The organism is Alloalcanivorax xenomutans (genome assembly GCF_032810065.1).
GTDB classification, from domain to species: domain Bacteria; phylum Pseudomonadota; class Gammaproteobacteria; order Pseudomonadales; family Alcanivoracaceae; genus Alloalcanivorax; species Alloalcanivorax xenomutans.
Genome location: NZ_CP136538.1, coordinates 3293714 through 3306406 on the forward strand (window position 1 = coordinate 3293714; position 12693 = coordinate 3306406).

Consider the following 12693-nt stretch of genomic DNA (forward strand, 5'->3'; position numbering starts at 1 on the left):
GTTATCCATTACTTTCACGATGGTTATCTCACTCGTCTCATAGAGACCATAAGCAGGCTGTTATTCACCAACGCGCTCGACGATGGCCAGTTCCTCGCTGGTGAGCAGTCTCTCGATGTCCACCAGTACCAGCATGCGTTCCTCCAGATTGCCGAGCCCATGGATGTAGTCCAAAGGCAGGCTGATACCGAACTCCGGCGGCGGTTTGATCTGCTCCGCGGTCAGGGTCATCACGTCCGACACCTGATCCACCACGATACCCACCACACGGGTACCGATATTGATGACGATCACCACGGTCTGCTGGGTATAGTCGGCACTGGCCAGGCGGAATTTCAGACGCAGATCGACAATCGGCACGATCACGCCACGCAGGTTGGCCACCCCCTTGATGAAATCCGGCGCATTGGCGATGCGGGTGACGTTCTCGTAACCCCGTATCTCCTGGACCTTGAGAATGTCGATGGCGTATTCCTCGTCACCCAGGGAGAACACCAGGAATTCACGGCTGCTGATCTCGGCGGCTTTCTTGACGGGATTGACGGAAACCAGGTTGCTCATGATGCGGAAACCTCCTTGGAGGAAAGGACAGTGGAGTTTCGAGCGACCGCGTCACTCGCTTTCTTGCTTTGGCTGAGACGGTGCAGATCGGGGATATCCAGAATCAGCGCGACGCTGCCATCACCGAGAATGGTGGCGGCGGACACTCCGGGAACCTTGCGGTAATTGGTTTCCAGATTCTTGACCACTACTTGCTGCTGGCCCACCAGTTCGTCCACCAGCAAGGCATAGCGGCGCCCTTCGCCTTGTACGATGACAACAATGGCCGAGGTCGGTTCGGTCACCGCGCCGGACACTTCCATGGCGTGGTGCAAGGCCACCAACGGCAGATAATCCTCACGCACTTTCAGCAGCACATCACCGCCGGCCATGGTGTAGAGGTCATCGGCACGCGGCTGCAGCGATTCGATCACCGCGCTGACCGGGAGAATGAAGGTCTCCTCACCGACCCGCACCGACATGCCGTCAAGAATGGCCAGGGTCAATGGCAATACGATGCGGGTGCGGGTGCCCTGGCCGGCTTCGGAGAGTACGTCCACATGGCCGCCCATGGCCTGGATGTTGCGCTTGACCACATCCATGCCGACCCCGCGGCCAGAAACGTCACTGACGGCCTCGGCGGTGGAGAAACCCGGCGCGAAGATCAGCTGCCAGACTTCCTCGTCACTCATGTTGTCGGACACCGGCAGTCCATTACTGCGCGCCTTGGCAAGAATCCGTTCGCGATCCAGGCCGGCGCCGTCATCGCTCACTTCGATCAGAATATTGCCGCCCTGGTGCTGCGCGGAGAGCGTAAGGCGGCCGGTGCCCGGCTTGCCGGCGGCGGCACGAAGCTCCGGCGTTTCCAGGCCATGATCCAGGCTGTTGCGCACCAGGTGCGTGAGAGGGTCGATGATGCGTTCGGTGAGACTCTTGTCCAGCTCGGTGGATTTGCCCTCGGTAATCAGCTCCACATCCTTGCCCAGCTTGCCGGCCAGATCGCGTACCAGACGCGGAAAACGACTGAACACATAGTCCATCGGCACCATCCGCACGGACATCACCGCTTCCTGAAGATCCCGGGCGGTACGCTGCAACAGACTGAGGCCGGAGGCGAAGCCGCCATCGCCGGTGAATTCGGAATCCTCCACCACCTGATTGAGCATCGACTGGGTAATGATCAGTTCACCCACCAGGTTGATGATGTGATCGACCTTGGCCACCGGAACCCGGATCGAGGAATTGGCGCCGCTGTCCCGGCTGTCGACGGCCGGTCGCGCGGCGCGTTTGGTTTCGGCTTTGGGAGGCGGCTCCGGCGCTTTCACCGGCACCGGCAGCTGTTCCGGGGGGATACTGCGGATGTCCAATTGCTCAGGTTCGACGATGAAACACATCACCGCCTCAATGTCATCGGCGCTGGCGGTGGACTGCATCAACACCTCGTAGCGGTCGTCTTCACCTCGCGTTTCCAGCACATCGCCAAGCTGACCCAACTCCTCGATGAGCAGTTTCCGATCGCTTTCCGACACACCCAGCAGAGCCACGCTAAGGGGTTGTCCAGCCCCGCCACTGGCCGGCGGCGGCGTGGACGGAGCCACCGTGTTAGCGGGAGCCACATCGCCCGCCGGCTCACCAATTTCCTCCAGCGCCAGCTTCTGCAGCACCTCACAGATACGGGCCATCGCCTCCGCGTCCGGCTCCACGCCTTGACGATAGGCGTCCAGTTGGTCGTGTAGCATGTCTTTCGCTTCCAGAAAGGTATCGACGATGTCACGACGCAGCGTGAGTTCGCCGCGACGGGTGTAATCGAGCAGGTTCTCCAGTAAATGGGTGGTCCTCTGCAGCGCCTCGAATCCGAAAGTACCAGCCCCCCCCTTGATGGAGTGGGCCGCCCGGAAGATGGCGTTGAGTTGCTCCATATCCGGATTGTCGACGTCCAGCGCCAGCAAATGGGCTTCCATGTCCCCCAACAATTCCTCCGCTTCCTCAAAGAAGGTGCTGTAAAAATCGCTGATATCCATGGTTACTCCTGTAGCGGGGCGCGGCTGGCGGGCTCGCTTTCGGCACGGATACGGCGTGCCGCCTGCTCATTCAGCACCAGCAGCGTAATACGGCGGTTCACCGGATCACCGGGGTGGCTGCCGGCCATCGGCACGCGATCGCCGAGACCGGCCACACGCAACAGTTTGTCCGGCGCCAGACCACCGCTAATCAGTTCACGGCGACTGGCATTGGCACGGTCGGCGGACAACTCCCAGTTGCTGTAGCCGCGTTCACCGTTGGCGTAAGGCACGCTGTCGGTGTGGCCGGTAATGCTGAGTGGATTGGGCAGGTCATTGAGCAGCGGCGCCAGCGTGCGTAACAGCTCACGCATATAAGGCGCCACCTGGTCACTGCCAAGATGGAACATGGGGCGGGGATCGGTATCCAGAAGTTGAATGCGCAGCCCTTCCGGGGTGACGTCGAAACGCATCTGCTGACGCAGCTCGCGCAGACTGTCGTCGGCATTGATAGTGCTCTCGATACGGCGCTGCAATTCCAGGAACTGACGCTGCATTTCCGCCGGCCGGGTCTGGTCACGCAGATCAATGCGCGCCTGTTCTCCCTTGGCGTGAGCGGGATCATCGCCGCCACCGGGGATGGCACTGGTACTGGCGGTGCTGCGATCGCCACCGGTCATCGCCACATTCAGCGGCGTGCGAAAATATTCGGCCAGACCCTGCAATTGCTGCGGCGTGGCGGTGGAGATCATCCACAACACAAGAAACAGCGCCATCAAAGCCGTCATGAAGTCGGCCAGCGCGATCTTCCAGCTGCCACCGTGGTGCGCCTCGGTACGACGCGAGCGGCGGCGAACGACGATGCGACGAACGGCTTCGCTCATGCTTCACCCACACCCACGCCCTTGTCATCACGCGGGGCGCCGCGCACATGATCCTCCAGCTCACTGAAGCTGGGCCGCTCGCTGGTGTGCAGAGCTTTGCGACCGAATTCCACCGCCAGTTGCGGCGCGTAACCATTCAGATTGGCGAGCAGAGTGACGCGAATGCATTGCAGCATCTTCACGCCCTCGCGAACCTGCCGGTCGATACGGCTGGCCAGCGGATTGACGAAACCATAGGCCAGCAGAATACCCAGAAACGTACCCACCAGAGCCTGGGCGATCATATAACCCATGGCGTCCACGCCGGCGTCGGCGGCCCCCAGCGCCTTCACCACCCCGAGCACGGCGGCGACGATACCGAAAGCCGGCAAGGCGTCCCCGACCTTGGACAGTGCATCGGCGGGAATATGCGCTTCGTCCTCGAAGGCCTCGATTTCATGCGCCATCAGCTCATCGAGCTCGTGCGGGTCCATGCTGCCGCTGATCATCAGCCGCAGGTAATCGGTGATGAACCCCATTATCATCGGATCTTCCCGCAGCTCCGGATAGTCGGCGAACAGATCGCTGTCCTGCGGGTTTTCGATGTCCCGCTCAATGCCCAACACCCCTTCACGGCGCATCTTCGACAGCAGCTTGTACAGCAGCGACATCAACGACATATAGGTTTCCTTGCCGTAACGGGTGGTGCGCTTGAGCTGAGACGAGGAGCGCAGCGTGGCCTTGATCGCTTTGCCATTGTTGGCGGCGATGAAGGACCCCACGGCGGCACCGCAGATCATCATGATTTCACTGGGTTGATAGAGCGGACCGAGATGACCGCCGGCCAGAAAAAAGCCGCCGAACACGGAGAACGCCACGATGATGAAACCAATGGGGATCAGCACAACCGGATTCCTTACGCCGCTGGATCAGTTCACCGCTTCCCTGGGGGCGCGGTTTACGAACACTCTCATTTCTGTATCGGCAGGAATGGGTGGGGCTTTAGGGGAATGTGCGTGGGTGTGGCGGTTTCCGTTGAACCTATCGCAGCCGACCGACCGCTTCCCATGGATGGGGCCACGAGGTCACTGTGGGAAGCTTGCTTGCAAGCGAATGGAGCAACACCAGAAGCCGTATTCGCCAGCAAGCTGGTCTCCCACAGTCTGTGCCACGAAGCCGCTGCGGGAAGCTTGCCTGCAAGCGAATGGAGCAACGCCGGAAGCCGTATTCGCCAGCAGGCTGGTCTACCACAGTCTGTGCCACGAAGCCGCTGTGGGAGCTTGCCTGCAAGCGAATGAAGCAACACCGGAAGCCGTATTCGCCAGCAGGCTGGCTCCCACAGTTTGAGCCACGAAGCCGATGATGTGGCAGCTTGCCTGCGAGCGAATGGAGCAACGCCGGAAGCCGTATTCGCCAGCAAGCTGGTCTCCCACAGTGTGTGCCGCGAAGCCGCTGTGGGAGCTTGCCTGCAAGCGAATATCCCCACACATTCCCGTTGCGGGGTACCATAGCGGCTCCACAGCGGGCGGCCTCCTAGGCGTAGGAGGCCGATATGGCATCATCGTCCAGCAGCGGCCCTGTCCGTCGGGACCGCTTGCGGGTCTTGCCCGCCCGTGATGGCGGCTGACAAATACCGCAGACGAAATTCTGTGTCGGGGTATGAGCATGAGTGACGAAGTGCCCCCCGCAACAGGTACAGGCGGACAACTCGAACATCTCGCTTTCGAAGAACCGCACCAGGGTCCAGGCCCGGGTCAGCCCCAGCACCGGCTCGGCACCATCCAACGCCATTTGTTCCAGATACAGCCGGTAGGCCTTGACGAATCCCTCCATGCGCCCGCATCGCTGATGCACGGTGAGGTGGCGAAAAAAGCCATAGAACAACGACGAGTGAATATTCGGCAGCCAGGTAATGAACCAGTCCGTGGAAAACGGCAACATACCCTTGGGCGGTGACATACCCCGCACTTCCTTGTACAGACGGATCAGTCGGCCTCGGCTGAGCTCGGTCTCCGATTCCAGCACCTGCAGCCGGGCGCCCAGTTCAATCAATTCGATGGCGAGCTGCACCTGCTGCATCTCGCCAACCAGACTCTTCTCACTCATGTCTCACCCTTGCCGCGCGGCCACGGCATCGCCGGTGGCGGTCATCAACAGGGCGGCGTGAGTCTGCCCCAATCCCTGCTCCCGCTTATGGTTGGTCAGCGCTTGCAACTGGCCGGCATCGTCCAACCCGAGACGAAACAGAAACTGGTTGGTACGTGCCAGACGGCTGAGTTGACGCGCGGAGAGAGACAACAACACCTCCGCCATGGGCTCGTCGATTTTCAAACGAAACAAAGCGGTGGCGTAATCTTCTTGCAACAGGCGTTGCGCCAGCAGCAGATAAGTCAGATTCAGATCCTGAATTTCATTCAGTACGTTGTCGACGTTCATTGTTGCGCTTGCTCCTTCGGTACCCATACCGAGAGAGTCCCTGACCCGCTTTGGCCGAGGACTCCCGATCCCCCGATCCATCAGTCTTCCCCGCCGGCATCCTTTCGGTGGCGGCGGGAGCCTGCTCGTCAGCACCGGTGATAGCGTTGTCCCGGCGGGGCTTCTGGGTCGTGACATTCGGCCACGACTAAGCTTTTAGCGTGACGAGCATCACACTAAAGTACCAAAATAGTGATACATTTCACATACCACTTTTGAATTATTTCAAACTTTCGACTTCTTGCGGGATAGAGAAGGGAGAATGCGGGAAACGGCGGCGAACCGGCTGGTTTTATGTCTGCCCCCCTGGCGGGTCCTGCTCCAGTTGATGCACCCAGACCAGCAACTCCGCCACCACCTGGTACAGGGCCTCGGGAATCCGCTGGTCCAGATTGACGGTCATCAGCAAGGCCACCAGTTCCGGCGCGGCATGGACGAAGACACCATGGCGGCGGGCTTCTTCCACCAGCCGCTCGGCCACGTCACCGTAGCCCTTGGCCATTACCCTCGGAGCACCGTCACCTTCCCGATAGGCCAGAGCCACCGCCCGGCGGCGCGAAGTATCGCCCTCCTCACTCATCGGCGTCTTTACTCCGGATCACGATTCACCACCTTGATCGTTGCCTGCAACCCCAGAACCTCGAGGCGATCCCGCAGCACCGGCTGCCCTTCACGCAGGCGCGCCAGGGTTTCCTCCCGCGGCGCCGCCAGCTCGAGATTCAAATGGCCGCCGTGCAACCGTAGCTGTACCCGAATTTCACCCAGCGCTTCGGTGCGCACTTCCAATTGCGACAGCCAGGCCCCCTCCTCCTCACCGGAACGGCCCTGGTTTTCAGGGTCGCCGTCGGGCCGGGATTCCCGTGGCGGGGCCTGGATCAGCAACGCGGCGAACAATCCCGACCAGAGGTCGCCCTCCCACCGCAATACCGGTGTTGCCAGCAATTCCAGTTGATGGCGCACCACGGGCTGCACACTCTCCTCCACGCCAGTGGGGCCGCGGTGTCCGCCCGCCACGGCCGCCCGTGGCTCCCCCTCAGCCTCCCGGCCGCCGGCATTCACCATGCCCTCTTGCCCCCTGACCGATACAGGAGCCGGCGTCGTGGCTGGAGCCGTCGCCGTGGCAGGTCCGGCGGCGACAGAGGCGGCCATGGTGGCAACGCGCATCTGCGGCTCCGGCCGCAATGCCGCCAGTGGACGCTCACCGCGAAACCATTCGCCAAGGTGGGATTCGTAGAACAGGCCACTGTGCTCCACGCTGCCTCGCAACGCCGCCGCCAACGGAGCGGTGGACAGCGGCGGCCCAGGCAACAGCGGCTCTGCCGGCCGCACAGCGGAAGGCGGCGCGGGATAGCGGATCAACAGATCGGCGATGGCGCGGGCGGCGCCGCTAAAATGGGTTCTGGCGGATACCGGCGCGGTGTCCGTTGTCGATGCCGGCGCGGGCAACGGTGCCCGCTCCCCGGCTTTGGCCGCATCCCGGGCGCCAGTCTCCGCCACCCCCGGTGACTTCGACGTTGCTGATCTCGGCGTTAATGGCGGACGCTCGTCGCGTCCCAGCGCCTCCACCGCCTGCCCCGGCACCAGGGGAGTGACCGGCTGATTGAGCGGCGTTGGCGCCGGCCCATCCATCCGTCGCCCGAGCACCTGGTGCAGCAAGGTATCGAGCAACGGCGTGATGGTGCTCACGGTGTCCCTTTAAGCAACGGGTCGCGATGAAAGCGCGCGCGGCCGTCCACCACCTGGGCGGAATGGGACTGATAGGTGCGATGCAGGTCCTGGCGGCGGCGGCTGGTGCCGAGCAGCTGGTCAAGCTCGTCGCGGCGCGCCATCAGACAACGGCGCACTTCCAGATCCTGTTCGAGAATCCGCTCCAGCAACGCCGCTTTACGCTCCTGTTCCTCCACATTGAAGGACAAATCCCGCTCGATACGGGACAGGCGGTCCACCTCCAGGACATAGCGGGATTGCTCATCCACCAGCCCGTCCCAATCCTTCTGCCGCACACAGGCCAGCATCCGGGTGGACCGGGCAAGCAAGGTCTCATAGCTCACCAACACCCCTTCGGGGGTCGGCACGGTGTCCGTGTTCTGGTTACTCATACCCCCTCCGCGGAATGTCGTGGATCAATTTCACGCCAGGCGGATCCGATATTCTCCAGCAGTTCCGCCGCCTGCCGCAGACGCTCATCGTCATTGTGCAGATTGGCCGCCAGCAGCAGCCGCGCCACATAGTCATACAACGCCGCCAGGCGCTCGGCCAGCTCGCCGCCACGCTCCTGGTCAAGCGCGGCCTTCAGACCATTGTTGACGATGTCCAGCGCCTTGGAGATCGCGGCTCCTTTTTCCGCCGCACGGCCGTCCTGCAAATGCAGGCGGGCGGTGCGGATGGCGCTTTGTGCTCCATCGAAAAGCAAGGTAATCAATTGATGTGGACTGGCGGACATCACACCGCTCTCCACTCCCACTCTGGCGTAGGCGCCGGCTCCGCGGGCAAAGGCGGAATGACCACCGGTATTGTTCATGATCTGCGCTCCCAACCTGGCATGGAAAGCCGAAACCGGCACGAACGACCTGTTATGGTCTCGTCCCATGTCACCGCTTCGTCCGCCTCTCTGGTCCTGTTTACTGGCACTGTTTACTGCTTCAATTGCGCATTGAGCATGTCGAACTGCTGGGTCAAATAGCTGCTGGTGGCGTTCATCTGCGCCACCATACTGTCCAGTTTCTGGAACTGCGTACGATAACGCTCCACGGTGGCGGCGATGCTCTGCTCCATGCGGTCGTAGCGTTTCGACAGACTGTCGATGCTGGTCTGAAAGCCCTCGGTAACGCGATCGATCATGCCGTCATCCTCCAGCATGTCTTCCAGCGCGGAATCCAGCTTGCCGATCATGCCGTCATTCTCATCACGGCCAACAAAGAAACGGGACACCCCTTCCAGATTGTTGCTGATGGCTTCGTCGAGATCCTCGTCATTGACCTTCAGGGTTCCATCCCGTTGCAAGGAGACCCCCAGGTCCGCCAGCACCCGGTATTCGCCCTCGTCCACGCCGGCGCTCAACACTCCGCGCAATTCGGACTCAATACGGCGCACCGTGGAGTTCCCTATCAGCTCGCCACTTTCTCCGGTTTCACTGTTGAAACTGGTCAGGCTTCCGATACTCTCCTTCAGGTTATTGAAGGCGGAGACGAAATCGTTGACCGCCTTTTTGATCGCATCCGTGTCCCGGGTGATATCCAGGCTGGATTCGCCTTCTTCCACCAGATTCAAGGTGACGCCCTGGATGGCGTCTTCCACCTTGTTGCTCTGGCTCTGCATGGCGATGCCGTTGATGGTGAATTCGGCATTGCGGGCGGTCACCTCGGAGGCGCCATCCAGGGACAGCGCGGAACCCAGCCCGCCGGAGAAGCTGACGCCGCTGATCGCCTCTTCCGTTCCGGTCTTCGCCGACGTCATCACCAGCCGGTAGGGCGTGCCGCTGCCGTCATTGACGATGGAGGCCTGCACGCCCTTGTTCTGGTCGTTAATGGCATCGCGCAGATCCTTGAGAGAACTCTTGTCCTCACTCAAGGTGACCTCGAGGGATTCACCGTTGGCCAGATCGATGGAGACCGATCCCGCCCCCAGATCCGCGTCCTTATCGGCCACCCCCTGGGTGGCGATACTGTAAGCGCGGGCACGCTGAGTCACATTGATATCGAAGCTGCCCAACGCCACATCCGTACCGGTGGTGAAGGTGACCGATTCACCGGTCTGGCTGGTGGCCACGCTGCGGAAGCTGTCTTCTTCACCCAAGGTCTCGGCGGCGTCCTGGAACTTTGCCAGCGCGCTCTCCAGGGTGCCGAAGGCGGAGATCTTGGCCTGGTAGCTGGCCGCCTGATTGGTGATCGGGGTCAGCTTCTGCCGCTCGGCGGCCTCGAGCTGATCCAACAATCCATTCAGATCCAGGCCGGACCCGACGCCTAAAGATGCGATGCTGGCCATAGTGCTTCCTTCTCCTGGCAGGAAAGTGGAACGGAAGGGGCAAAAGGGGACGGGTTCTCCCCGGCGTGAGGCCTCCCGGATCCTCGCCGCTTACCTAAGCTATCGGCCCCACCGCAGCGGACTTTAGCGTCTCTGGTAAAAAGTGAAGCGCCGATTAGAAGGAGGAATGCACGGTATCTCCGGACGCCGGACGCCGGACGCCGGACGCCGGACGCCGGACGCCGGACGCCGGACGCCGGACGCCGGACGCCGGACGCCGGACGCCGGACGCCGGACGCCGGACGCCGGACGCCGGACGCCGGACGCCGGACGCCGGACGCCGGACGCCGATAATGCAAAACCAGACCCAACGCCCTGGCAAGTACTAAAACGCTTATTTATTTCCGCAATGCTCTTCGACCTGGTGTTCTAAAGCGTCCGGCATCAAGCGTCCGGCGTCCGGCTTTTTTTCTCCCCCCCCCTAAAGCTCCCCGCCGAACCGCCGAAAGACTGAATAACGGCCCGCGCCGTTGCGGCGCTCCCACCGGGAGCCGCCGGTGTAGCTAAACCGATTTGGTCACCAGCAAAAGGACACTGATATGTCAGTCATCAACACCAACATTACCGCCATGATCGGCCAGCAGAACCTGGGCCGTTCCCAGAGCGCTCTGCAAACCTCCATGGAGCGGCTGTCGTCCGGCCTGCGTATCAACAGCGCCAAGGACGATGCCGCCGGCCAGGCCATCGCCAACCGCATGAGCGCCCAGATCACCGGCCTGTCCCAGGCTCAGCGTAACGCCAACGACGGTATCTCCGTGGCCCAGACCGCGGAAGGTGCCCTGAACCAGATCAACGACAACCTGCAGCGCATCCGTGAGCTGACCGTTCAATCTCAAAACGGCACCAATTCCGCAGACGATCTGCAATCCATTCAGGACGAGATCAACCAACGTCTGGATGAAGTTAATCGCATCTCCAAGGAAACCAGCTTTAACGGCGTAAACGTGCTCGCCAAAGATCAGAACCTGGATATTCAGGTGGGTGCAAACGATGGAGAGAAGATCACTCTCAATCTCAAGGAAATCACGGCCAGCACGCTCAACTTGAGCACCTTTAATGTCACCGGGCCACAGGGAACCCTGGGCGCTCCCGCTGCTGCTGATTACCAAGCCGCATATGGCGAAACGACCAACGTCACCACCACAACCGCAGCCGAATCAAACGCTGGTGATCTGGCAGCGCGTCTGGGCGTCGCCGCTGGTAGCGTCACTGTCGGCGGCGCAGCTCAAGTGGACGAATCCGGCAACTGGTATGTTCAAGTAGACATCACCGCCAACGGCGTTGGTGAATCCAATGCCCTTAAAGCACTCGGCTTCGATCTGGAAGATACCGAGACTGGCACTTATTACATCGCTCTCGACCCGGATTCCGCGGATGTCACCACCACTCCAGGCACGGCGGCTTTTACGCTGGATACTGCCAATCTGGACCTGGGCTCTCTGACCACTGGCCGCACCTCCGATCCACTTAGCTCCCTTGATTCCGCACTAAACAGCGTGGATTCTCTGCGCTCCGAGCTGGGTGCTCTGCAAAACCGTTTCGAAGCGGCCATCGATAACCTTTCCACCACCACCACCAACCTGTCCGCTGCCCGTTCCCGTATCGAGGACGCCGACTACGCGGTGGAAGTGTCCAACATGACCCGTGCGCAGATTCTGCAGCAAGCCGGTACTTCCGTGCTGGCGCAGGCCAACCAGGTACCGCAGTCCGTGCTGTCCCTGCTGGGTTAATGCTTATCGGCGCCCGGCGCTTCGCCGGGCACTGCTTTTGCGCTCACCTTCGCATCAGGCCCCCGTTTTTCGGGGGCTTTTTTTTGTGGCCGCCGCCCTACCCGGTTCGCTTGCAGGCAAGCTCCCACAGCGGCTTCGAGCGGCCTCTGCTACCCCCCGCTCACCATCTCCGCCACCTCGGCGATGATCCGGTCCCGCGCCTCGGCTTCCGCCTTCGGCATCTCGCAATACACCGTCACCAATACCGCTCCCCGCGCCGGCGACCAGGCCACACCGATATCATTGCTGTAGCCCAGCTCATCGCCACTGGTACCGGTCTTGTCGGCCACCAGCCAGTTGGCCGGAAAGCCGGCACGCAGCCGCCGGTCACCGGTTTTATTGGCGATCATCCACGCCGCCAGTTGCGCGCGTCCCTGGGCGGAAAGCACCTCGCCGAACAGCAGCCGGTACAGTGTATCCAGCATCGCCCCCGGAGAAGTGGTGTCGCTTTCCTTATCGGCGCCGCCGTAGCCGTTCAGTTCCGGCTCCAGCCGGTCCAACCGCGTTACCGAATCGCCGTTTTCACGCAGAAATTCCGTCAGCGCCCCTGGTCCGCCAAAGCCCTTGACCAGCAGATTGGCGGCGCCGTTATCGCTCCAGGCCACCGCCGCTTCACACAGCTCCGCCACGGTCATGCCCCCTTCTCCGGTTCGCTTCCCGGTAACCGGTGACCAGCCCACCAGATCCTTGCGGGACACCAACACCCGCCGGTCCAGGCTCTCCTTGTCACGATCCACTCGCGCCAGCACCAGCGCCGCCGCCAGCGCCTTGAAGGTACTGCACATCAGAAAGCGTTCATCCACGCGGTGGCCGGCACGATAGCCAGTAGCAAGATTCCATACCGCCACCCCGATACGGCCACCATGCCGCCGCTCCCACTCCTGGCAGCGATGACCCAGCGCATCGCTCACCTTACCGTGATCGGAGGCCTTCGCCGCCAACCCCACGGCCGGCAGCGCCAGCATGGAGCCCACCAAGAAACCTCTGCGTGACAGTCCCGCACTCATGTCCCGTTCTCCTTGT

At 61.7% G+C, this 12693-nt stretch carries 13 protein-coding genes; 1 reads left to right on the plus strand and 12 read right to left on the minus strand.

The features are described from left to right. Window positions 1-60 precede the first annotated feature (60 nt). The 11 genes from RYH70_RS15075 to fliD form a co-directional block, all read right to left on the minus strand. Window positions 61-561, minus strand: coding sequence for a chemotaxis protein CheW (locus RYH70_RS15075; protein ID WP_022995636.1), 501 nt, complete (start codon window positions 559-561; stop codon window positions 61-63). Further along, window positions 558-2561, minus strand: a complete 2004-nt coding sequence (gene cheA / locus RYH70_RS15080; protein WP_317009352.1) for a chemotaxis protein CheA — start codon at window positions 2559-2561, stop codon at window positions 558-560. Before cheA ends, RYH70_RS15075 begins: the two co-directional genes overlap by 4 nt. A gap of 2 nt (window positions 2562-2563) precedes the next feature. After that, a complete protein-coding gene (motB, locus tag RYH70_RS15085; protein WP_022995638.1) occupies window positions 2564-3424 on the minus strand; it encodes a flagellar motor protein MotB in 861 nt (286 codons plus the stop codon). Then, on the minus strand, window positions 3421-4308 hold the full coding sequence (gene motA / locus RYH70_RS15090; RefSeq protein WP_022995639.1) for a flagellar motor stator protein MotA: 888 nt from the start codon (window positions 4306-4308) through the stop codon (window positions 3421-3423). The genes motB and motA overlap by 4 nt, the downstream gene beginning before the upstream one ends. Before the next feature lie 628 nt (window positions 4309-4936). Next, window positions 4937-5509 (minus strand): flagellar transcriptional regulator FlhC, encoded by a 573-nt coding sequence (flhC, locus tag RYH70_RS15095; protein ID WP_097058609.1) that lies wholly within the window; start codon window positions 5507-5509, stop codon window positions 4937-4939. Window positions 5510-5512: 3 nt separating this feature from the next. Continuing rightward, window positions 5513-5839 (minus strand): flagellar transcriptional regulator FlhD, encoded by a 327-nt coding sequence (flhD, locus tag RYH70_RS15100; RefSeq protein ID WP_022995641.1) that lies wholly within the window; start codon window positions 5837-5839, stop codon window positions 5513-5515. Window positions 5840-6170: 331 nt separating this feature from the next. Continuing rightward, on the minus strand, window positions 6171-6458 hold the full coding sequence (locus RYH70_RS15105) for an EscU/YscU/HrcU family type III secretion system export apparatus switch protein (protein WP_022995642.1): 288 nt from the start codon (window positions 6456-6458) through the stop codon (window positions 6171-6173). A gap of 8 nt (window positions 6459-6466) precedes the next feature. Beyond that, window positions 6467-7564, minus strand: a complete 1098-nt coding sequence (locus RYH70_RS15110) for a flagellar hook-length control protein FliK (RefSeq protein WP_317009353.1) — start codon at window positions 7562-7564, stop codon at window positions 6467-6469. After that, window positions 7561-7977 (minus strand): flagellar protein FliT, encoded by a 417-nt coding sequence (locus RYH70_RS15115; protein WP_284456026.1) that lies wholly within the window; start codon window positions 7975-7977, stop codon window positions 7561-7563. Before RYH70_RS15115 ends, RYH70_RS15110 begins: the two co-directional genes overlap by 4 nt. Further along, window positions 7974-8399 (minus strand): flagellar export chaperone FliS, encoded by a 426-nt coding sequence (fliS, locus tag RYH70_RS15120; RefSeq protein WP_284456027.1) that lies wholly within the window; start codon window positions 8397-8399, stop codon window positions 7974-7976. The genes RYH70_RS15115 and fliS overlap by 4 nt, the downstream gene beginning before the upstream one ends. 113 nt (window positions 8400-8512) lie before the next feature. After that, window positions 8513-9862, minus strand: coding sequence for a flagellar filament capping protein FliD (gene fliD / locus RYH70_RS15125; RefSeq protein WP_284456028.1), 1350 nt, complete (start codon window positions 9860-9862; stop codon window positions 8513-8515). Between the two features lie 578 nt (window positions 9863-10440). On the opposite strand from fliD, the gene RYH70_RS15130 reads away from it, so the two are divergent. After that, window positions 10441-11631 (plus strand): FliC/FljB family flagellin, encoded by a 1191-nt coding sequence (locus RYH70_RS15130; protein WP_317009354.1) that lies wholly within the window; start codon window positions 10441-10443, stop codon window positions 11629-11631. Between the two features lie 149 nt (window positions 11632-11780). Here RYH70_RS15130 and bla read toward each other — a convergent pair whose 3' ends face one another. Further along, a complete protein-coding gene (bla, locus tag RYH70_RS15135; protein WP_317009355.1) occupies window positions 11781-12677 on the minus strand; it encodes a class A beta-lactamase in 897 nt (298 codons plus the stop codon). Between the last annotated feature and the right edge of the window lie 16 nt (window positions 12678-12693).